This is a genomic window from Pseudomonas sp. UBA1879, assembly GCF_002338065.1.
GTDB lineage: Bacteria > Pseudomonadota > Gammaproteobacteria > Pseudomonadales > Pseudomonadaceae > Aquipseudomonas.
In genome coordinates this window covers 39,372-60,532 of record NZ_DDHJ01000013.1, presented here as the reverse complement: position 1 = coordinate 60,532, position 21,161 = coordinate 39,372, and the positions used below count along the sequence as shown (strand labels likewise).

Here is a 21,161-nt window from a genome sequence, read left to right as displayed (position 1 = left end):
GTTTATCGCGCCGCCTGATGCGTTACCGAAAATGGCTTGTTCCGCACCACGACCTTGCCGGGGGGGCTGTCCGGCACCGCCAGGCCCTTCAGCGCTTCCAACAGGTTTTCCGGGTCTTCGATGGGCAGCTCGGCCAGTTGCTGCGGGGTGAGGTTCCACCACTGACTCGCCAGTAGCGCCTCGATGATGTGCGGCTCGAACCGATAGCGCTGCACCTTGGCCGGGGAACCGACGACGATCGCGTAGGGCGGCACATCCTTGGTGATCAGCGATTGCGCGCCGATCACGGCACCCGTGCCGATGGTGATGCCTTCCAGAATCAACACGTCCATGCCGATCCACACGTCGTGGCCGATCAGGGTCTGCTTCACCGCTTCATGTTGCGCCATGCCCGCTCGCCGTTGACGCAATCCGCCCAACGCGCTGTGGGTGCTCAGCCATTCCAGCGGGTGGGATTTGCGGTTCTGGCCGATTGTCACGTCGCGCGCGATGGAGCAGTAGCGGCCAATGCTGGCGACATGTTGCAGCTCGGTGCCGCTGACGATATCGGTGTAGGCACCAATGCTCAGCTTGGGCGAGTGGATCTTGACCTGATGCAGTTTGACGCCGTGTTCCAGGGTCAGCTCGGTGTCGCCCCGCAGGCCACGAATGCCGCTGTCCAGGCGGCATTTGTTCTTGGCCAGCGCCCGTTTGAGTTGACGATCGAGAAGCACGCGGCGCAGGAAATTCATGAAAGGCACGTCCGTTTGAAGGCACTGAGAGGGCGCTTTTGCAGGTCATTGGCAGGGCTGCGTGACCGATGCGCGTCTCTTTTAGCGAAAGATTGTTTTAGGAAAAGTCGGGAATAGTCGCATATCTCATCCTTCATCGACAGCCGGGGCGCCGCCCATTCCCAAGCGTCGCTGCAAGTGGTATCTGTGTTCGCCTGTGATACTGACTGACCACGAGCCACGCCATGGACCCATACTCAAAGGGAGACGCCCACCTCGCACATTCCGAGCGGGATTGGGTCATGCGCGCCCGGCCGTTGCCGAATCTGGAGCGTATCGAGGCGTATTTCCACGGCCATGGTTTCGAGATGCACCGCCACGACACCTACGCCATCGGTCACACGCTCTCGGGGGTGCAGAGTTTTCAGTACGGCAAGGACAAGGTGAACAATTTGCCGGGGCAGACCATCGTCCTGCACCCTGACGAGCCTCACGACGGCCACGCGGGCACCGAAGATGGCTTCCGCTACCGGATGTTTTACCTGGAACCGGCGATGATCCAGCAGGTGCTGGGCGGCAAGCCGTTGCCCTTCATCAAGGGCGGCGTGTCCCGGGACCCTCGGCTGTTCAAGGCGAGTCAGACGCTGCTGAAAGACCTGCACAATCCTTTCGAACCGCTGGAGCTGGATGACGCGGTGTACGACCTCACCATCGCCCTGCAAGATGCCGCAGGTGTCAGAAGAGGGCGGCAATCCACCGACTACGCTGCCGCCGAACGCGCCCGTGAGCTGCTGATGGCCAGCCTTGAGCAGGGTGTCAGCCTGGAAGTGCTTGAGCAGGCCAGCGACACCGACCGCTGGCGCCTGTCCCGGGATTTTCGCGCGCTGTTCGGCACCAGCCCCCATCGCTACCTGACCCAGCGACGTCTCGACCTGGTGCGGCATTCAATTTCATGCGGCGTGTCATTGAGCGACGCGTCGGTGGTGGCCGGTTTTGCCGATCAGAGCCACATGACGCGGCATTTCGTGAAGACGTTTGGCTATCCGCCGGGGAAGTGGTTGAGGATGTTGGGTGTTCGTGCCGAATAGACGGTTCGGGTGTACGCAACCCCTGTAGGAGCCGACTTGCTGGCGAAAGCGCTGTGCCATTCACTCCGATGTTCACAGAACTTACGCATTCGCCAGCAAGCCGGCTCCCACAGTGGATGCCGTGGTCCTGCTGATCCGCATCAGGCTGCGGCGCCTTAGAGCAACTGGACCTGTGCGCTGTGCGCGTCGATCTTCAATCCCCGCTTCGCCACGAATCCTGTGGGAGACGCCGGAGGTTACGACATCAGCGAAAACGGCCTTTCAGCCACTCATAGGCTGGCTGACACTCTGCTTTCAAATACTCACCTCAAACCGCAACTTGCCCACCCGGCATCAACACCGCAATCAACGCCCTGACCACCCCTGGCAGTGCATCCAGTTCCCTCACCAGAATGCTTCGCTCGCGCACGGCCCAGGGTTCGTCCAGCTCAATGGTCACCAGCTTCATCGTGCGGCTATGCCGCAACGCGGCGGACTCGGGAATGACGCCGATGCCGACCCCCGCTTCGACCATCCGGCAGATCGCTTCGAAGCTCGACACTTGAATCCGCAAAGACAGATTCAGCCCCAGTCGTTCGACGTGATCGCGCAGGAAACTCAGCAACGTGCTGCCTTCGTGCAGGCCGATGTGCTGAAACGCCAGGGTTTGCTTGAGCGTGACTTTCTTCTCTGTCGCCAATTCGTGGCCTTCCGGAACCGTCAGCACCAGACGGTCGGTGCTGAAGTGGATCACCTGCAAACCTGCCGCCTCCACGGGCCCGGCGATGATGCCCATGTCCGAGCTGCCGTCCAGCACGCCGCGCACGATGTCTCGCGACAGACGCTCTTGCAGGTCCACTGTGACGCCAGGTCGTTCGGCCAAAAAACCGGCGAGGATTTCAGGCAGGAATTCGGTCACCGCCGTGGTGTTGGCGAAGATGCGGATGTGCCCGGCGGAATCGGTGCCGTAGGTGGTGAATTCACTTTTCAGGTAATCGACCTGACTCATGATCAGCCGCGCATGCTTGAGCAGGCGCTGACCGGCGGGGGTCAGTTCGACGCCGCGGCTGTCGCGGTACAGCAGGCGGGTGTCGAGCTGGCTTTCCAGTGCTTTGATCCGCGCACTGGCGGCTGCGGGGGAAAGGAAGGCACGGCGAGCCCCCTGGGTCAAACTGGGGGATTCGCCGATGTGGATGAAGAGGCGCAGGTCAGCCAGGTCGAAATGCATAGGGGTGTCCAGACAGGTGAAGGCGTTCAGATTACATGAACGCCGGTATACGCAAATGCAAATTCACAGAATGCTGACAGGCTCGCATGATCCGCTCATAACAACAAACTGCAGAGGGTTCTCGCGTATGAGTGCTTCAGAGTCGCCGGTGGATTTCACTGCCTGGATCGGCCGGACCGAAGAGGCTCGGGATCACCTGAGCCTCAACCTGATCAAGCGCATCGCTGCCACCTTCGGTGAGCCGGTGCCCGCCGTTGGCGACGCGCTGCCGCCGCTGTGGCAATGGTGTTTCTTCCAGGAACCGGTGTTCGAATCGCAACTCGGCGCTGACGGCCATCCTGCTCGCGGCGGGTTTTTGCCTCCTGCTGACAACCGTAATCGCATGTGGGCCGGTGGCCGGGTCGAGTTCATCCAGCCGCTGAAAGTCGGCGCCGACGCCCACCGCCTGTCGACTCTCCTGCACATCGAAGAAAAGCACGGCCGCACCGGCTCGCTGCTGTTCGTCACCCTGCGTCATGACTACTCGCAGGATGGCGAGCTGTGCGTGCGCGAGGAGCAGGACATCGTCTACCGCGAGCCCAATCCGCCGAAGCTCAGCAGCGGCGAAGCGCCGGAGCAGGGCGACTGGAGCGAGATCATCGAGCCGACTCCGACCCTGTTGTTCCGCTATTCCGCCGTGACCTTCAACGGTCACCGCATCCACTACGACTACCCCTACGTCACCGCAACCGAAGGCTATCCGGGCCTGGTGGTGCACGGGCCGATGATCGCCACGTTCAACCTGCGCGCGTTCATTCGCGCTAACCCTGACAAGCACGTGCGGCATTTCGCCTATCGCGGCGTGCGTCCGCTGAATGTGCCGACCCCTTTCCGCGTGGGTGGCCGCATCACTGCGCCGGGCAAGGCCCAGCTGTGGGCGGGTAACGAAGCGGGCGTGGCCCAGAGCGCTGAAGTGGTTTTTGACTAGCCGCCCTCGACCGAATCTCTTCTTTTATAGACGCCGGCCATCGCGCCGCTGCCCGATGTGAGCACAGATCATGAGTCCATACGATAACGAAGACCTCAATGCCATCCGCGAAGGCGTGCGCGCCCTGTGCGCCGAATTTCCGGCTGAATACTGGCGCAAGATCGATGAAGAGAAGGGCTTTCCGGAAGCCTTCGTCAAGGCACTGACCGACGCGGGCTGGCTGTCGGCGATGATCCCCACCGAATACGGCGGCTCGGGCCTGGGCCTGGCCGAGGCCTCGGTGATTCTCGAAGAAGTCAACGCCTGTGGCGGCAACTCCGGCACCGTGCACGGCCAGATGTACAACATGTTCACCTTGTTGCGTCACGGCAGCGATGCGCAGAAAAGCTACTACCTGCCGAAACTCGCCAGCGGCGAACTGCGCCTGCAATCGATGGGCGTGACCGAGCCGACCACCGGCACCGACACCACCAAGATCAAGACCACTGCCGTGAAGCAGGGCGACAAGTACGTGATCAACGGCCAGAAGGTGTGGATCTCGCGGGTTCAGCATTCCGACCTGATGATCCTCCTGGCGCGCACCACGCCGCTGGCCGAGGTGAAGAAAAAATCCGAAGGCATGTCGATTTTCCTCGTCGATTTGCGCGAGGCCATCGGCAAGGGCCTGACCGTTCAGCCCATCGCCAACATGGTCAACCATGAGACCAACGAGCTGTTCTTCGACAACCTCGAGCTGCCCGCTGACAGCCTGATCGGCGAAGAGGGCAAGGGCTTCAAGTACATCCTCGACGGCCTCAACGCCGAGCGCACGCTGATCGCCGCCGAGTGCATCGGCGACGGCCGCTGGTTCACTGAAAAATCCGCCGCCTATGCCCGCGACCGCGTGGTCTTCGGGCGCCCGATCGGCCAGAACCAGGGCGTGCAATTCCCAATTGCCGAAGCCCACATCGAGATCGAAGCCGCTGATTTGATGCGCTGGCGCGCCTGCGAGGAATACGACAGCGGCAAGAACGCAGGTGCCGCGGCCAACATGGCCAAGTACCTCGCGGCCAAGGCGTCGTGGGAAGCGGCCAACGCCTGCCTGCAAACCCACGGCGGCTTCGGCTTCGCCAATGAATATGACGTGGAGCGCAAATTCCGCGAGACCCGCCTGTACCAAGTCGCGCCGATCTCCACCAACCTGATTCTTTCCTACGTTGCCGAGCATTTGCTCGAACTGCCACGCAGCTTCTGAGGACACCGAGATGAGTCATACCCAGGCATTAGCGGCGTTTCTCGCCGAGCTGAAATACGAGCAGATCCCCGGCCACGTGCTGGATCGCACCGAGGACCTGTTCCTTGACTGGATCGGCTCGGCGCTGGCCAGCAAAGGGGCGCGACCGATTCCGGTGTTCGAGCGTTACGCCCAGCGTGTGGGGCCTGCCAGCGGCAAGGCGAAAATCCTGGTCAACGGCCGCGGCACTTCGGCGTACTTCGCGGCGCTGGTCAATGGCGCGGCGTCGCACTTGGTCGAGCAGGATGACCTGCACAACAGCTCAGTGCTGCACCCGGCCACAGTGGTGTTCTCCGCTGTGCTGGCGGCGGCGCAAGACCTCGACAAATCCGGCCAGGACCTGCTGCTGGCGTCGGTGGCCGGGTACGAAGCCGGGATTCGCATCGGCGAATTCATGGGCCGTTCGCACTATCGCATCTTCCACACCACCGCCACGGTCGGCACCCTCGCGGCCGCTGTGGGGGTGGGCAAGTTGCTCAACTTCAATCAAGAGCAGTTCATCAATTTGCTGGGCACGGCAGGCACGCAAGCGGCAGGTCTGTGGGAGTTCCTGCGCGACGCGGCGGACTCGAAACAGCTGCACACCGCCAAGGCAGCGGCCGATGGCGTGCTCTCGGCGTACCTGACCGAAGACGGCCTGACCGGCGCGCGCAACATTCTCGAAGGCGACCAGGGCATGGCGGCGGGGATGTCCAGCGACAGCGATGCCTCGAAACTGTCCGACCGCCTCGGCACCCGCTGGGCCTTGGTCGAGACCTCGTTCAAATTCCACGCCTCGTGCCGACACACCCATCCGGCCGCCGATGCGCTGTTGCATTTGATGCAGCGCGAAGGCCTGCGCCATGACCAGATCGCCAAGGTCGTAACCCGCGTTCATCAGGGCGCCATTGACGTGCTGGGCAGGGTTGACGTGCCGCAGACCGTGCATCAGGCCAAGTTTTCCATGGGCGCGGTGTTGGGGCTGATTGCCGTGCACGGCAGTGCGCAACTGATCGAATTCCGCGACCTGGCGTTGACCGATGCCGACGTCGCGGCCTTCCGCGAGAAGGTGACGATGGAACTCGATCCCGAGGTGGATGGCGCGTACCCGGCGCGCTGGCTAGGGCGCGTGATCGTCACCACCACCGACGGCCGCACCCTGACCGCCGCCATTGACGACCCGAAAGGCGATCCTGGCAACACCCTGTCGCGACCTGAACTGGAAGACAAGGTACAGCGCCTGCTGGCGTTCTCCGGCGCCCGCTCGGTGGAGCAGGGCAAGGCGTTGATCGAACGGGTCTGGCAGCTGCGTGATGCGCAGTCGCTGAGCGATCTGATTTAAGGCATGCGCCGAACCTGTAGGAGTGAGCTTGCTCGCGATAGCGGTATGTCTGTGCCAGAGGTAGTGACTGACATAGCGCATCGCGAGCAAGCTCACTCCTACAGGGATGCGTGAGAGGTGGAAAACTATGACTCAAAGCAACCCCCGTCCTCTGGACGGCATCACCGTCATCAGCCTGGAACACGCCATCGCGGCGCCGTTCTGTACGCGTCAACTGGCTGACCTCGGCGCTCGCGTGATCAAGGTCGAACGCCCTGGCGTCGGCGATTTCGCCCGTGGCTATGACCAGCGCGTCGACGGCCTGGCCTCGCATTTCGTGTGGACCAACCGCTCCAAGGAAAGCCTGACCCTCGACCTGAAACAGGACGAAGCGGGCGACATTCTCGAATCGCTGCTGGGCCAGGCCGACGTATTGGTGCAGAACCTCGCCCCCGGTGCCGCCGCACGCATGGGCCTGTCGTTCGACGCGCTGCACGAGCGCTTCCCGCGTTTGATCGTCTGCGACATTTCCGGTTACGGCGAAGGCGGCCCCTATGAAAAGAAGAAAGCCTACGACCTGCTGATCCAGAGCGAGGGGGGCTTTCTATCGGTGACCGGCGGCCCCGGTGAGAACGACATGGCCAAGGCCGGTTGCTCCATCGCCGACATTGCCGCCGGCATGTACGCCTACACCGGCATCCTTTCGGCCTTGATGCTGCGGGACAAGACCGGGGAGGGCAGCCGCATCGACGTCAGCATGCTCGAAAGCCTGGTGGAGTGGATGGGCTACCCGATGTACTACGCCTACAACGGCGCGCCGCAGCCGCCCCGGGCCGGGGCGTCGCACTCGACGATCTACCCATACGGGCCGTTCCCGACCGGGGGTGGCGGCACAATCATGCTCGGGCTGCAAAACGAGCGCGAGTGGGCGCTGTTCTGCGAGAAGGTGTTGTTGGATAAGGCGCTGGCGACTGACGAGCGCTTCTCGGCCAACTTCAAGCGCTCGGAAAACCGTGAGGTGCTGCGGCAGATCATCGTCGACGGTTTCGCCGCGTTGAGCCTGGACGAAGTCGTTGCGCGCCTCGAGGACGCGCAGATCGCCAATGCCCGGGTCAACGACATGCAAGGCGTGTGGGATCACCCGCAACTCAAGGCGCGCGACAGTTGGCGTGAAGTCGACAGCCCGTCCGGCCCGCTGCCGTCGCTGCTGCCACCGGGCCGCAACGCCGCCTTCACCCCTCGGATGGACGGCGTGCCGGGGCTGGGACAGCACACGGCGAGCATTCTCGACGAGCTGGGTTTCAGCGCCGACGATCAGGCGCGGATGGTCAAGGCCGGGGTGGTGTGAGTCGCCGTCTGGCTGCGATCTCACGCCGGACACGGTTCCACTGTGGGAGCCGGCTTGCTGGCGAAAGCGGTGTGTCAATCGACATCTACGTTACTGACCCACCGCATTCGCCAGCAAGCCGGCTCCCACGATAGATCGCGCCTGCCGAACGTTATTTGAAAGGAATACACCATGCCCCATACCATCATCCGCTCCGCGCTGTTCGTGCCCGGCAGCCGACCCGAGCGTTTTGCCAAGGCGTTGGCCGCCGGGGCCGATGCGGTGATCGTCGATTTCGAAGACGCCGTGGAAGAGCGCCTCAAACGCGAGGCGCGGGATAACCTCGGGGTATTTCTGGACGCCAACCCGCAGACGGCGGTCTGGGTGCGGGTCAATGCGCCGGATCACGCAGAACATGCGGCCGATCTGGCGTTTTGCAAACAGCATGCAGGCGTGGCCGGCGTCTTGCTGCCGAAGGTAGAAAGCGCCGCCCATGTGGCCGCCGTCCACGCCACCGGTAAGCCGGTGCTGCCCATCATCGAAAGCGCCAAGGGGCTGTTGGCCCTTGCGGCCATCGCCCAGGCCCCGGGGGTCGAGCGTCTGTCGTTCGGCGGACTCGACCTGGCGCTGGACCTGAATCTCAACACCGGTACCCATGCCGCCCAACTGTTTCTCGATCAGGCGCGCATGTCGGTGCAATTGCATTCCCGGGGGGCCGATCTGCTGCCGCCGCTGGACGGCGTGCACCCGGCCATCGGCGATCCCGAGGGCCTGCACCGGGTCATCCGTCACGCTTATGACATGGGCTACGGCGGCGCGCTGTGCATCCACCCCAAACAGGTGCCGGTGATTCATGCTGCGCTTGCCCCCAGTGCCGAGGATGTGGCCTGGGCCAAGGGTGTGGTGGACGCCAGCGCGGCGGCCGGTGGAGCAGGGGCGTTTCAGCTTGACGGGCAGATGGTCGATGCGCCGGTGTTGCTGCGTGCGCAGCGATTGTTGGCGCTGGCCGCGGGCTGAGCCGGCTCTCACTGGAGCGTGTTAGGGATGCGAAGAGTGGCGCTTTCTCTTCAGCCAGCTAACGTCCTTATGCGAGGCGTCTGGCCTGCGGTTGGAAGCCGGGAGGCAAATTCGCTGGTGTTCACGTATGCCGAACGCTGGCTTACATAAAAGCTGATTCTCGAAACACTCGAGGTTGGGCACTGTTAGATAGCACAACGCTCATGATCCACCGACTGCTCAAAACACAATAAAGCTCCTACAAAAATAAAAAGGTGATATCGATGTTGAAGCTGACCAAAGCGCTGTTCTGCGCCGCTGCAGTGTCCGTGGCCGGTATGGCACACGCTGACCCCGTCGTCATCAAGTTCGCTCATGTGGTGGCGGAAAACACGCCGAAGGGCCAGGGCGCCTTGATGTTCCAGAAAATGGTCGCCGCCGACCCTGCCTTGAAAGACAAGGTCAAAGTCGAGGTTTACCCGAACTCCTCGTTGTTCGGTGACGGCAAGGAAATGGAAGCCTTGTTGCTCGGTGATGTGCAAATGCTTGCGCCGTCCCTGGCCAAGTTCGAGCAATACACCAAGAAAGTGCAGATTTTCGACCTGCCGTTCCTGTTCAACGATCTGGCGGCTGTCGATCGCTTCCAGCAAGGCCCGCAAGGCAAGGCATTGCTGACCTCCATGGATGACAAAGGCATTCACGGCCTGGCCTACTGGCACAACGGCCTGAAGCAGCTGTCGGCGAACAAGAAAATGGTCGAGCCCAAAGACGCCCGCGGTCTGAAATTCCGCGTCCAGGCATCGAGCGTGCTGGAAGCGCAGTTCGTCGCGCTGCATGCCAACCCGCGCAAAATGAGCTTCGCCGAGGTCTACCAGGGCCTGCAGACCGGCACCGTCAACGGCACCGAGAACACTTGGTCGAACTACGAAAGCCAGAAGGTCAATGAGGTGCAGCCGTTTTTCACCGAGTCCAACCACGGCCTGATCGACTACATGGTCATCACTAACTCCAAGTTCTGGAACGGCCTGCCGCCTGATGTGCGTGACGAGCTGCAAAAGATCATGGATCAGGTCACCGTCGAGGTGAACAAACAGGCCGAAGCCCTGAACCAGACCGCCAAGCAAAAAATCATCGATGCCAAGACCAGCGAGATCGTGACCCTCACGCCTGAGCAGCGGGCCAAATGGCGCGAAGCCATGAAGCCGGTCTGGGACAAGTTCTCCGAGGAAATCGGTGCCGACTTGATCAAGGCCGCCGACGACTCGAACAAGGCGCCTTGAGCCCTCGCATCACGGTTTGATCGATACAGGCCGTAACGCCTGCGTGGCCACTCGCTTCAGTCTGGAGAACGGGTGGCCGCTCTCTCTATGTGCGGAGAATTCTTATGCAATCGCTGACGCGACTCTGGGAGCATCTGGAGGAGGGCTTCATCGCCTTTCTGCTGGCTGCCATGACCCTCGTGACGTTCGTTTACGTGGCGCTCAACAACATTTACACGCTGTTCTATAGCCTGAGCGATCAATGGGCGGTCAGCAGCGACTTTTTTGCCGGGATCGGCGACCACCTGATGGGCTACGCCCAGGGCATGACATGGAGCGTGGCGCTGACCAAGGCGCTGTTCGGCTGGCTGATCTTCTTTGGTATTTCCTACGGGGTCCGCACTGCCGGGCATTTGGGTGTCGATGCGCTGGTGAAGAAAACCAGCAAACCGGTGCAGCGCATCCTGGCGATGCTGGCCTGCGCGTGCTGCCTGGCGTACGCCGGTCTGTTTCTGGTGGCCAGCTACAAGTGGGTCTCGGCGTTGTTCGTTGCCGGTATCGGGGCCGAAGATCTGGACCGCTACGGTGTGAAGGTGGCCTACATCACCGTCATCGTGCCCCTCGGTTTTGCCCTGGTGTTTGCCCGTTATCTGGAAATCCTCTATCGCATCTGGACCCATCGTCAGACCGGGCTGGGTCTGGCCGATGAAGCGGCGGAAGCGAGCAAGCTGGCCAACCCCAACGAGGAGCCACACTGATGACCGTTCTCTGTCTGTTCCTCCTGCTGTTTGTGTTCATGTTCCTCGGTGTGCCCATTGCGATTTCGCTGGGTTTGTCCGGCGCAGTGTCGATTCTGCTGTTCAGCCAGGATTCGCTGAGTTCGCTGGCGATCAAGCTGTTCGAAACCTCCGACAGCTACACCTTTCTGGCGATTCCGTTTTTCCTGCTGTCCGGCGCGTTCATGACCACCGGGGGCGTTGCGCAGCGGCTGATCGATTTCGCCAACGCCTGCGTCGGCCACATCCGTGGCGGTCTGGCGATCGCGGCAGTGCTGGCGTGCATGCTGTTCGCCGCGTTGTCGGGCTCGTCGCCGGCCACCGTAGCGGCCGTCGGCTCGATTGCCGTGGCGGGGATGGTGCGCTCGGGTTATCCGAAAGAATTCGGCGCGGGGATCATCTGTAACGCCGGTACGTTGGGCATTCTGATTCCCCCGTCCATCGTGATGGTGGTGTACTCGGCGGCGACCGAAACCTCGGTGGGCAAACTGTTCATCGCCGGGGTGGTGCCGGGGATTCTGCTTGGCCTGATCCTGATGGTGGTGATCTACATCGTCGCCCGGGTCAAGAAACTGCCCGCGCAACCCCGCGTGTCGTTCCGCCAATGGCTGCACACGGCGCAACGGGCGTTCTGGGGCCTGCTGCTGTTGGTGATCATCCTTGGCGGTATCTACAGCGGCATGTTCACCCCGACCGAGGCCGCCGCCGTGGCAGCGGTGTACTCGGCGTTCATCGCGCTGTTCGTGTACAAGGACATGAGCTTCAAAGACTGCCCGAAAGTGCTGCTGGAATCGGGTCGCCTGTCGGTGATGCTGATGTTCATCATCGCCAACGCCATGCTGTTCGCCCATGTGTTGACCACCGAGCAAATCCCTCAGCAGATCACCAACTGGGTTATTTCCGAGGGCCTGACACCCATCGGCTTCCTGATCATGGTCAACGTCGTGTTGCTGGTGGCGGGCAGTTTCATGGAGCCGTCGGCCATCGTGCTGATCCTGGCACCGATCTTCTTCCCGATCGCAACGAAGCTGGGGATCGACCCGATTCACCTGGGGATCGTGATGGTGGTGAACATGGAGATTGGCCTGGTGCATCCGCCTGTGGGTCTGAACCTGTTCGTGACTTCGGCGGTGACTGGCCTGACGCTGGGGCAGACCATTCGTGCGGCGCTGCCGTGGTTGTCTATCCTGTTGTTGTTCCTGATTCTGGTGACCTACGTGCCATTCATTTCCCTGGCCTTGCCGAACTGGCTGGGCATGCCTTGAGGGCTCGCTGAGCCTGTAACCGAACTGTGAGCGCAGTGCCTTGGCCCTCGTCGATTCCTTGAATCTTCGGGGGCCTTTTTCGTTGTCGCGGCTTTGAAATCACCGGATCGACATGCTATTGCGTCACCTCTTGGACACGCCGTACTGTTCGTAACCCTGTGCTGTGAGGGATATGGCGCTCCCTGAGCTGACGGGGTGTCGGGGTTGGGCGCACGGCACTGCTGCTCCCTCCGCAAACGCCAGCGGATGCCTCGTTTCCCTATTCGTTCGCCCAGCCCTTGCTGCGGATATAGTCCGGCACCTGAGACAGGTCCGGCAGCGTCGCATCGGGTGTGTAGTCGGGCAACGGCTTGCGTCGGGTTCCACGGTCGATCCACACGCACCGAAAGCCCATGCCCTTGGCCGCTTCGAGGTCCAGATGCGGGCTGGCGCAGATATGCAGCACCTCATCCATTCCCACGCCCAACTGCTGATAGGCATGCAGAAACAGCCGGTGATCAGGCTTATACGCCTGGGCCTGTTGCGCAGTGATCACCCGGTCAATGTGGCCCCCTAGCTGCGCGACGTTGCCTGCGATGATGGCGTCGTCGGTGTTGGACACGATGCACAGCTGAAAGCCTTGCTCCTTCAGCCACGTCAACGTCGCCAGCACCTCTGGAAACGGCGGCATCTGGCTGATGCGTCGAATCAGCCCTTCGGCGTCCTCAGGTTCGCAAGGCAAGCCGAGTTCATCGAGCGTGAGCGCCATCGACTGGCGTGAAATGTCCGCGAACGAGCGATAAGGCGCGGTTTGTTCCAGACGGTGTTCGTGGCGGTCGTACACCGCGATGAACGCGTCGGTGGGCAGTGTCGCCTGGCCTTTGCGTTCGAGCAGTTGGCGAACGTAGCGAAGCAGGCCTTCGTCCCATTGGATCAGCGTGCCGTAGCAATCGAAGGTCAGCCAGCGTGGACGTGAAGGGGACGCGGTCATGATCGGCTCCGTGTGCGAGTAGGTGTTAGGCACTCTAAAAGCCGTGGTGTGCATCGTAAAATTAAATTAGGTTGTACAAATAATTCGTTAATCAAATGTCAGAGGCCCGCCATGTTTGACCTCGAATTACTCCGCACCTTTGTCTCTGTGATCGACTCGGGTGGATTTACTAAAGCCGGCGAACGGGTCAATCGCACGCAGTCCACGGTCAGCCAGCAGATCCACAAACTGGAGGCGCAGTTGGGTCGCCCACTGTTACTGCGCCAGCGCGCGAGCAAGCACATCGAACTCACGGAAGACGGCGAGCGCCTGATTGGCTACGCCCGGCGTCTGGTGTCGCTGGCGCTGGAAGCCCACAGCGTGCTGTGTGGCAGCGACGGGGCGGGGGTGGTCAAACTCGGCGTCCCGGAGGATTTTGACGTGCAGCGCTTGATGACCTTGCTTTCAGGTTTCGCCCACGCGCATCCGCACATCCGGCTGGACACGGTGAACGGACTGAGCGTCGAGCTGCACGCGCGGCTGGAAAGCAAGGACATCGACCTGGCGCTGGTCAAGCGTGAGCGGTCACCCAGGCAGGACGGGGCGCTCGCCAATTGGCCGGAGCAGGTGAACTGGGTGGTCGGGCGCGACGTGCTGACCCTCGATGACCCCGTGCCCCTCGTCGTCTATCCCCAAGGCTGCATTTATCGCAACCGCATCGTGCACGCACTCGAAGCCTCTGCTCGGCGCTGGCGGGTGGCGTTCGCCAGTCAAAGTCTGGTGGGGATTCAGGCGGCAGTGTCGGCGGGGCTGGGTATCAGCCTGTTGCCAGCCTCGGCGATGCGCGACGATCATCGGCTGCTACGCGAGGAGGAAGGCTTTGCACCGGTGCCTCCTACGGAATTGGCGCTGATCAGCGGCCATCGGCTGTTGACCACTGTGCAGCAGACACTCGTGGACTACATGAAAGCGGGCATGACCGACGTTTGAGGTAGGCGCGCTTTGCTCCAGGCGAAAAAAATCCGCGCAGGCCGGTGTTTTAAAGGGGCTCTGCGCGGATTGTCTACGACTCGATCAATGCATGAACAATGCAATCAGGATGATCACCGGAATAGGTACACCCAGGAACCACAGAAGTAATGAGCGCATGATGTATCTCCTTGATCAGCGGATAGAGTTGGCAGTAGGCGCGTAGGCGCGGGTTTCAACGTAGGTCACAGCGTCACGACGACGGCCGCCCCAGATGGCTGCGAGGCTGGCGATGAAGGCACCGCACAGCAGCGCTACGAAGGTCCACAGGGCACTGGCAGCTGCAACTTTCGCCGCGGTTTCTGCGGCCTGTTGCGCTTTCAGCTTGGCATCGGCGACAGCTTGTTTGGCTTGGCCGTAAACTTGGTCGACACGCGCCTGGGCATCAGCTTGACTCAGGTTGGTGCGTTGAGCGACCAGTTGCGCCAGGTAGTTGCGGTCTTCAGGTGCCAACTGGCCGTCATTCGCCAGGGTCTTGGTGAAAATGCGTACCACGACACCACGTGCGGCGTCATCGCTCACCGCTGCAGGGCGGTCGTCACGGAACAGGCTGTCGACGAAATAGCCGTACTGGTCACTGCTGGTATTGCTGGCAGCCGAACCGGCTGCGACAGCGGCGGTACCGGCAACACCGGCCACTGCACTGGCGCCGGCTTTGACGCCACTGCCAACCAGACCGCTCACCGAACTGACGATCAGTACCGCGGCGACCAGGGTGGCCACTGCCCAGGACAGGAAACCATGGGCGGTGTCGCGGAAATACACTTCATCGCCATGCATGTTCGACCACTTCACGCGCAGACGGCCCGCCAGGTAACCGCCGAGACCCGAGGCGACGATCTGTGTGAAGGCCAGCCAGACCACGGTTGAGATCCCGAGGGTTTTGGCACTCGCGCCGTCGTTAGCCCACGGCGACATGGCCGAGAAACCCAGGCCCGAACCAAGCAGGACGAGAATCAGTGATAGCGCGGCGGCGCCAGCAGCACCGGCAAAAATGGCGCCCCAGGAAACCCCTGAGACGGAGGAGGACTCTTCTACGGCGGCAGGATATGAATCAGGCGTGACGTTCATCTTGTGTTGCTCCATGCGAATAATGTGGTACTTCGCCGGAGACTGTTGCAGGGGATATGCCACCCCTCAAGCCCAATATAAGCCTTATAAATCAATGTGTTAGAAATGTTTAAAAGTCTGACGTTCATGCAATTTGCATGAAGCGGCTCAATCACGCGGGCGTTCTGCCCGGTTGCAATTAGTTCACAGCCATCAGTGGGTTGCGGGTAGATCCTCGCGTAACTCGCGATCTAGGCGAAACAATCGGGCACATTTTTATTGGGAGACGGTCCTAGACATTCAACCCCGTGCCGATGCGCTTCATCGGAATAACGCAACCGTGCAATCCAGCATCTCTTCGGTGATGTCTTGATGCCAGTGTTTGGCTTATAGTTGCCGCTCAGCTCCAGATTCTTCAAGAGGTTATCCGACATGTTTCTCCATCGCCCCCTGGAAGAAAAAGACATTCCGGCTATTTGTGACATGCCTCAGAGTGTTGACGAGCTTTTCTACATGTTCCCCAAGGCGGTCTTTCCGCTGACCCCGAAACAGCTGACTGACGCCATTGAGCAGCGCTCGGACAATACGGTGATCGAGCTCCACGGTGAGGTCGTCGGCTTCGCTAATTTTTCCAAATACGATTTTCGCGGCCGCTGCTCCATGGGTAACGTGATCATCGCGCCCCATGCCCGTTCAAAAGGTGTTGGCCGCTACATGATCGGCTGCATGATGGAGTTGGCATTCGGTAAGCACGAGGCTAAAGAATTGACCGCGTCGTGCTTCAACCACAACGTGCCGGGTCTGCTGTTTTATCCCAAATTGGGCTTCAAGCCTTTCGCCATTGAAGAGCGGCAAGATAAACGCGGCAACCGAGTTGCCCTTGTTCATCTTCGTTTGTCTCACGCCTGATCGCATTGCATGTCGTTCGTCGGTCCGTAGGAGGCGCGCCGACGAATGGAAGGTAACTAACGAGGGCATTCAGGCGCCGTTTTGCTGCATCAAAAAGCAAGGCATCACACCCCATGGCGGATTATTCGATCATTTGGCGATGATGAAACGTTTTTTCGACGTCATCACACTCTAAGCCCAACTTTGGGCGCTCGTTTGCAGGCAATTGCTTCACTTTGGGGCGAGGGGTATAACGGAACCAATCGCCCGCAACACGGGTTTCACGCGATGAATGAGGACGAAACAGGGCGACGGGTAGTTCTCGACAGTGAGTCAGGCGAGTGACTGTACACAGGGGACAGGGACCGCCTCAGGAGGGTATCGCCGATGATCGCATGCACGCTTTCAAACCTTGAATTGCGCAACATCATAGAGAGTGGATTTTCGCCCGGCGCCTGCAACTGCACGGTGGTTGACGACATCATGACCGTTGAAGTCATTGATCCCGTCACCAAACGGCAGGAGCTATTGGTCAGTGGTATCAGGCTCGATAAGCTCGATACCAGCCGTGCGCTGAGTCTTTTGATCGCTAAGTTGCGCGCTGATTTGCAAGACGCGCAATCTATGCACAAGCACGCGCTGGCCAGTTGAACGCAGCGGCAATGCGCCAATAGCCACTATGACGCCCACGACAATGTTCTTGTCTTGGGCGTTTTTTTGGCCAGATAGCCAGCGCGGGGAGGCCGACACAGGCGGCGCTTTAAAAGCCAGTGGAAATGCGACCGTTTACCTTTTATCTTAGGCCGCCAGCATCGGCACATTGCCGATCCGGATTTGATTTTACGCTAGAGGGGAGTGCATGGCTGAGTCCCAGCCCGAAAGTGCCCAGAGAACCGCTCAGATGGCGACTGTCTGGAAAGTGCTTCGCCGACGCAAGGTGATGATCGGCATCGGCGCATTGTTGAGCATCGCAGCGGTCTGTGTGGCGGCCATCCTGCTCATGCTGCAACGTCTGGAAGCGCGCAATGCGTCGTTTCAGCCGCCGATGACGGAGTTGGAGCGTCAACGCCTGTTGCCGCCTGATCCGATCCTGGAGGCCGCCCCGAAGCTGGAAGGGTTGCGATACGGTCAGCAAGTGGAGATTGATTCGGCCAATCTTGTCCCGGCTGAGCATGATCCGTCACAGGCACAAGGTTCGCTAAGCCGTGCGCTGATGCAACGCCGCCAGCAATTGCATGCCGAGTCGGATGTTCGCCCGATCCCCTCAAACCGCTAATTCTGCGTCGCACCACTCAGGAGTCGACGCACTCAATGGGCACGCCGGCGGTGCTCGTTTTCGAACAACAAGCGGAATTGGGCTTCGCCGCTGTCCTCGGTGGCGTAATGATCGCGCACCGGCCCTGCCTCGATGCGGCCGTCCATTGCCACGCGAATGATCGACGATTTGCTCAAGTAGTCCGGTACATCACCGATAATGGTCAGTTCGCGCAAAGCGTGCCCGTCATGCTCAATGGTTGCCAGCCGAACTCGGCAAGTCGCCTGCATGGGAATAGGACCGAACAGGGTATCCCGTGAATAATCGATTTCGGCAATGCTGGACCGAAGGGTTTTCTCAGCATTCATGGCGACGACCTCTATGCCCATTCAAAAGTAAGCGTAAGCCTGACAATGGAGCGGGATCTGCGTGAAATAGTTCTGTTCTCGTTGCGTAAAATGGGCGCCGTTCATCGGGTCCAGAGAGTGGCGTCAGTGAAGGTGCCATTGCGTTGATGGGGGAAAACCGGCGTCATTTAATTGCCTTTCCGGCGCCGCGACTTTTTATATAGAGTTCTTGGCATCGCGATAAACATGCACGTATCTATGACGACAAAATATCGCCTGCTTAGTTGGACTTGGTCGTATACCGTTAATGTCCTCTTTCTCCGTTTTATCAATTTATGAACGGATATCGATTTTAAAAACATATTGGCCATACGATCAGCGACATTCTTTTGCCGTCAAAAAATAGATTCCATAAAAATCAATGACTTAAACTATATAAACGCGATTTTCACGATTTTCTCGGAAATTTGACACTTATCGGCTTTTTTGAAACTATCGCTTTACAGTTTTGATAGTCATTGGCAGGTTACTGCCAGCGCGCTACCCAAGCTGACCTTTTCAGATACGGCATTCAGGACGCCCGGCGACAGGGCGGTAGCGTCTCTGGAAAATCCCCTTTCAGCTTAGTTAATTGCCTGATCAGCCTGACGTTATGGAAGTGCCAGTTGGCCAGGTGTAGCCATTGGCGTCCCAGACCCACGCTGACTGCTTTGCCGATCCCACAATCAGGCTGAACGGGGTTTTAGCGTTTGTCCATGCCGCCACGTGTGATGGCAGTCACGGCCCATGTCTGTTAGCAACTTTTGTGAAGTCATTATCCAGTTCGACATAAATGGAAGTCACGTCAGGACGGGCGATGAATCAGGCCTGTTCTTAAGGGTTCAGTTTTCGGACTGCGCTCAAAGCATCGACTAAGTTCGGAGTCAAGATTATGTATGGAGATCATCTGGAAACCGTTTGCGGTTGTGTAGTAGGGGGGGCCGGACCTGCTGGCATGGGGCTGCTTTTCAACGCATTGAAAAGCGGTGCGATGCCGGAACTCGCCAAGGAAGGCCTGATCATTGTCGATGCGAGCCCGACGCCGGGCACGGGACGGTTGGGTGATTACCGGATCACGGCCAACTCGGTGGGCGACGTGTTCCTCGACTGCCTTCGCGATCCGGCCTTGCGAGATGTGTTCGAACCGCTCGAACATTCGCCAGCCTACTGGCGCATCCGTCGGCAGGCACAAAGCGCCCCGCAATTGGCGGATGTCGCCGAATTGCTGGCGGAAGCCTCGACGCTGGTGCTCGACTTCATCGTCGAGCACTACGGCGTCAAGTTGTGGACCAGCACCACCATCACGGAAGTGGTGAGCCACGATGACGAATACCAAGTCTGGGTCGAGTCGGAAGGGCGCTCCCGGCGCATTCGTTGCCGTGCGGTCGTCCTCAACCTGGGCGGTCGCCAAGACCCCCAGCACCTGCTCGACAGCCTGGCCGATCAGGGCCTTGCCGTGCCGCCATCGTCCCGGGTGCTGAGCGCCGATGTGCTGTTGCGCATGAACGGCGTGCAACTGCGCGATTATTTCGCCCCGACCCTGGCTCGCAAGGGCCGGGTCAGTGTAGTGGGCGGTTCGCACAGCGCGTTTTCGGTGTTGGAGAACCTGGCGGACGCGTTGGAGTTCGCCGGTTTGAAAGAGGTGACCCTGGTGCACCGGTCGCCCATTCGCCTGTTTTATGAAACGGCGCAAGCCGCGATCGAAGCCGGTTACCCGTTCGATCCGCTGAAAGACGTTTGCCCGGTGTCCGGTCGGGTCAATCGCTCCGGCGGTCTGCGCTATCGTGCGCTGGACGTCGGGCGTGAAGCGCTGAGCAACGGGCACATCGGCAAGACCGGGGTGCGCGTGCAATTGCTGCAAACCCAGAACGGCCCCGAGGGCCACTACGAAAGCGCTCGCGACGCACTGGCGGAGTCTGACGTGGTGGTGCAGTGCACCGGGTACCAGCCCTTGCTGCCGACGCTGAATTACGCGGGCGGCGGCGCCATCAGGCTGATGGAAGTCAAAGGGGGACTGGATTCCGATCCGTCCGGTTGCCCACTCGACAGCCACGGCCAGCGGCTCTACGGCTTGCACCTGTTTGGCCTGGGTGCCGGGCTGGGGGTGGATCCGCGTCTGGGCAGTGAAGCCTCGTTCGATGGGCGCATTTATGGGGTCTGGCAGTTCCACCACGATGCCAGCGGGGCCGTCATCGACGCCGTGCTTCAGCGTCTGCAACAGCCGGTCCTGCAACCGGTCAGCCTCAGCCGCAAGCAAGTCGCCAGTCGCGACGAGCAGCGTCATCCGTTCCTGTGGCCGGTGCTGGCAAACGCGCAAACCTGATGCCGCGATGAATATCCCGGACCGCCCCCGCGCGGTCCGGGATTTTTTTTGCCTGCAATATGTTGGTCATCATCAAGCTTTTGGGTAGAGTCGAATCCCTTCGTCTATGCTCGGATGTTTGAATACTCCGAGCGTCTCAACCAGGAATCGACAGAACATGCGTATTTTGATCGTGGGTGCAGGTGCGATTGGGGGTTACTTCGGCGGACGATTGCTGGAAGCTGGGCGCGACGTGACATTTCTGGTGCGACCGGGCCGGGCCGAAGCGCTCGATCAGGACGGTCTGATTGTTCGCAGTCCGTGTGGCGACATCGATTACCCGTCGCCGCCCCATGTGATGACGTCGATGCTCGACACGACTTTCGATTTGGTGCTGCTCAGTTGCAAGGCCTATGACCTTGACGCCGCCATGGATGCTTTCGCGGCCGCTGTCGGACCGGACACGTTGATTCTGCCGATGCTCAACGGCATGTCGCACCTCGACCGTCTGGCCGAGCGCTTCAACCCGGACAACGTACTGGGCGGGCTGGGCTTCATTTCGGTGGATCTCGACGCCTCGGGCAAGATTCTGCATTTGAACGAGCTGCACCAGATCACCTTCGGCGAGCGGAGTGGGGCGCGCACGCCAAGAATCGTCAAGGTTGAGGAGGCATTGTCCAACGCAGGATTCGTCGCGACGTTGAGTGAGCAAATCATCCAGGAGATGTGGGAAAAATGGTGTTTCATCACCACTCTGGCGGGCGTGACGGGTTCGACGCGGGCCAGCATCGGCGATGTGATCGCCAGCGGAGGCGAGTCATTTGTCCTTGAGCTGCTGGCGGAATGCGCGGGCGTGGCTGCACAGGCCAATCACGGGATTCGGGATGAAGTGCGCCAGCGCTTCCAGACGCTGCTCACGGCTCCCGGCTCGAAGATGACGGCATCGATGCTGCGGGACCTCGAGCGCGGCGCGACCATCGAGGTCGACCACCTGATTGGCGATATGCGCGCCCGGCGCGGTACCCCGGCACAGAAAGGCCTGTCGCCCCTGGATTTCGTCTACCTGAACCTCAAAGCCTATGAGGCACGTCGGGTACGCGAAGAGGGGTGACAGACGTTCTGAGTTCGCTACGT

20 protein-coding genes are annotated in these 21,161 nt (G+C 60.4%); 15 read left to right on the top strand and 5 right to left on the bottom strand.

Going from position 1 to position 21,161, the window contains the following annotated elements:
- Positions 1-2 precede the first annotated feature (2 nt).
- Positions 3-731, bottom strand: a complete 729-nt coding sequence (locus tag B3N48_RS12230; RefSeq protein WP_296183950.1) for a CatB-related O-acetyltransferase — start codon at positions 729-731, stop codon at positions 3-5.
- Between the two features lie 224 nt (positions 732-955).
- On the opposite strand from B3N48_RS12230, the gene B3N48_RS12225 reads away from it, so the two are divergent.
- Positions 956-1,798, top strand: coding sequence for an AraC family transcriptional regulator (locus B3N48_RS12225; protein WP_296183948.1), 843 nt, complete (start codon positions 956-958; stop codon positions 1,796-1,798).
- Between the two features lie 307 nt (positions 1,799-2,105).
- Here B3N48_RS12225 and B3N48_RS12220 read toward each other — a convergent pair whose 3' ends face one another.
- On the bottom strand, positions 2,106-3,005 hold the full coding sequence (locus tag B3N48_RS12220) for a LysR family transcriptional regulator (protein WP_296183945.1): 900 nt from the start codon (positions 3,003-3,005) through the stop codon (positions 2,106-2,108).
- Between the two features lie 127 nt (positions 3,006-3,132).
- On the opposite strand from B3N48_RS12220, the gene B3N48_RS12215 reads away from it, so the two are divergent.
- From B3N48_RS12215 to dctM, 8 genes are all read left to right on the top strand, one after another.
- Positions 3,133-3,972 (top strand): FAS1-like dehydratase domain-containing protein, encoded by an 840-nt coding sequence (locus tag B3N48_RS12215; RefSeq protein ID WP_296183943.1) that lies wholly within the window; start codon positions 3,133-3,135, stop codon positions 3,970-3,972.
- Positions 3,973-4,042: 70 nt separating this feature from the next.
- Positions 4,043-5,206: an acyl-CoA dehydrogenase family protein gene (locus B3N48_RS12210; protein WP_296183942.1), complete on the top strand. Its 1,164-nt coding sequence runs from the start codon at positions 4,043-4,045 to the stop codon at positions 5,204-5,206.
- 10 nt (positions 5,207-5,216) lie between these two features.
- Positions 5,217-6,566 (top strand): MmgE/PrpD family protein, encoded by a 1,350-nt coding sequence (locus B3N48_RS12205; protein WP_296183940.1) that lies wholly within the window; start codon positions 5,217-5,219, stop codon positions 6,564-6,566.
- A 127-nt stretch (positions 6,567-6,693) separates the two neighbouring features.
- On the top strand, positions 6,694-7,893 hold the full coding sequence (locus B3N48_RS12200) for a CaiB/BaiF CoA transferase family protein (protein ID WP_296183939.1): 1,200 nt from the start codon (positions 6,694-6,696) through the stop codon (positions 7,891-7,893).
- A gap of 171 nt (positions 7,894-8,064) precedes the next feature.
- Complete coding sequence (locus B3N48_RS12195) at positions 8,065-8,889, top strand: HpcH/HpaI aldolase/citrate lyase family protein (RefSeq protein ID WP_296183937.1); 825 nt, start codon at positions 8,065-8,067, stop codon at positions 8,887-8,889.
- Positions 8,890-9,152: 263 nt separating this feature from the next.
- Complete coding sequence (locus B3N48_RS12190; RefSeq protein WP_296183935.1) at positions 9,153-10,148, top strand: TRAP transporter substrate-binding protein; 996 nt, start codon at positions 9,153-9,155, stop codon at positions 10,146-10,148.
- Between the two features lie 104 nt (positions 10,149-10,252).
- A complete protein-coding gene (locus B3N48_RS12185) occupies positions 10,253-10,885 on the top strand; it encodes a TRAP transporter small permease (protein WP_296183933.1) in 633 nt (210 codons plus the stop codon).
- On the top strand, positions 10,885-12,168 hold the full coding sequence (gene dctM, locus B3N48_RS12180; RefSeq protein ID WP_296183932.1) for a C4-dicarboxylate TRAP transporter large permease protein DctM: 1,284 nt from the start codon (positions 10,885-10,887) through the stop codon (positions 12,166-12,168). Before B3N48_RS12185 ends, dctM begins: the two co-directional genes overlap by 1 nt.
- A 259-nt stretch (positions 12,169-12,427) precedes the next feature.
- On the opposite strand, the gene B3N48_RS12175 is transcribed toward dctM, so the two are convergent.
- Positions 12,428-13,138: a haloacid dehalogenase type II gene (locus B3N48_RS12175; RefSeq protein WP_296183930.1), complete on the bottom strand. Its 711-nt coding sequence runs from the start codon at positions 13,136-13,138 to the stop codon at positions 12,428-12,430.
- Positions 13,139-13,249: 111 nt separating this feature from the next.
- Between B3N48_RS12175 and B3N48_RS12170 the strand changes: the two genes are divergently transcribed.
- Positions 13,250-14,107, top strand: coding sequence for a LysR substrate-binding domain-containing protein (locus tag B3N48_RS12170; protein ID WP_296183928.1), 858 nt, complete (start codon positions 13,250-13,252; stop codon positions 14,105-14,107).
- A gap of 174 nt (positions 14,108-14,281) precedes the next feature.
- On the opposite strand, the gene B3N48_RS12165 is transcribed toward B3N48_RS12170, so the two are convergent.
- The gene (locus B3N48_RS12165; protein ID WP_296183925.1) at positions 14,282-15,217 is read right to left on the bottom strand and encodes a hypothetical protein; all 936 of its coding nucleotides are present in this window, start codon (positions 15,215-15,217) and stop codon (positions 14,282-14,284) included.
- Positions 15,218-15,628: 411 nt separating this feature from the next.
- Here B3N48_RS12165 and B3N48_RS12160 point away from each other — a divergent pair, with 411 nt between their 5' ends.
- The 3 genes from B3N48_RS12160 (at position 15,629) to B3N48_RS12150 (ending at position 17,360) form a co-directional block, all read left to right on the top strand.
- A complete protein-coding gene (locus B3N48_RS12160; RefSeq protein WP_296183923.1) occupies positions 15,629-16,105 on the top strand; it encodes a GNAT family N-acetyltransferase in 477 nt (158 codons plus the stop codon).
- A 366-nt stretch (positions 16,106-16,471) separates the two neighbouring features.
- A complete protein-coding gene (locus B3N48_RS12155) occupies positions 16,472-16,735 on the top strand; it encodes a DUF1652 domain-containing protein (RefSeq protein WP_296183922.1) in 264 nt (87 codons plus the stop codon).
- A 208-nt stretch (positions 16,736-16,943) separates the two neighbouring features.
- Positions 16,944-17,360, top strand: a complete 417-nt coding sequence (locus tag B3N48_RS12150) for a hypothetical protein (RefSeq protein ID WP_296183921.1) — start codon at positions 16,944-16,946, stop codon at positions 17,358-17,360.
- 32 nt (positions 17,361-17,392) lie between these two features.
- Here B3N48_RS12150 and B3N48_RS12145 read toward each other — a convergent pair whose 3' ends face one another.
- Positions 17,393-17,707, bottom strand: a complete 315-nt coding sequence (locus tag B3N48_RS12145; RefSeq protein ID WP_296183919.1) for a hypothetical protein — start codon at positions 17,705-17,707, stop codon at positions 17,393-17,395.
- 910 nt (positions 17,708-18,617) lie between these two features.
- Between B3N48_RS12145 and B3N48_RS12140 the strand changes: the two genes are divergently transcribed.
- Both B3N48_RS12140 and B3N48_RS12135 read left to right on the top strand, forming a co-directional pair.
- Positions 18,618-20,048, top strand: a complete 1,431-nt coding sequence (locus B3N48_RS12140; protein ID WP_296183918.1) for a pyridine nucleotide-disulfide oxidoreductase — start codon at positions 18,618-18,620, stop codon at positions 20,046-20,048.
- A gap of 157 nt (positions 20,049-20,205) precedes the next feature.
- Positions 20,206-21,138 carry a ketopantoate reductase family protein gene (locus B3N48_RS12135; RefSeq protein ID WP_296183916.1) on the top strand — a complete coding sequence of 311 codons (933 nt, stop codon included), beginning with the start codon at positions 20,206-20,208 and terminating at the stop codon, positions 21,136-21,138.
- Positions 21,139-21,161: the final 23 nt, after the last annotated feature.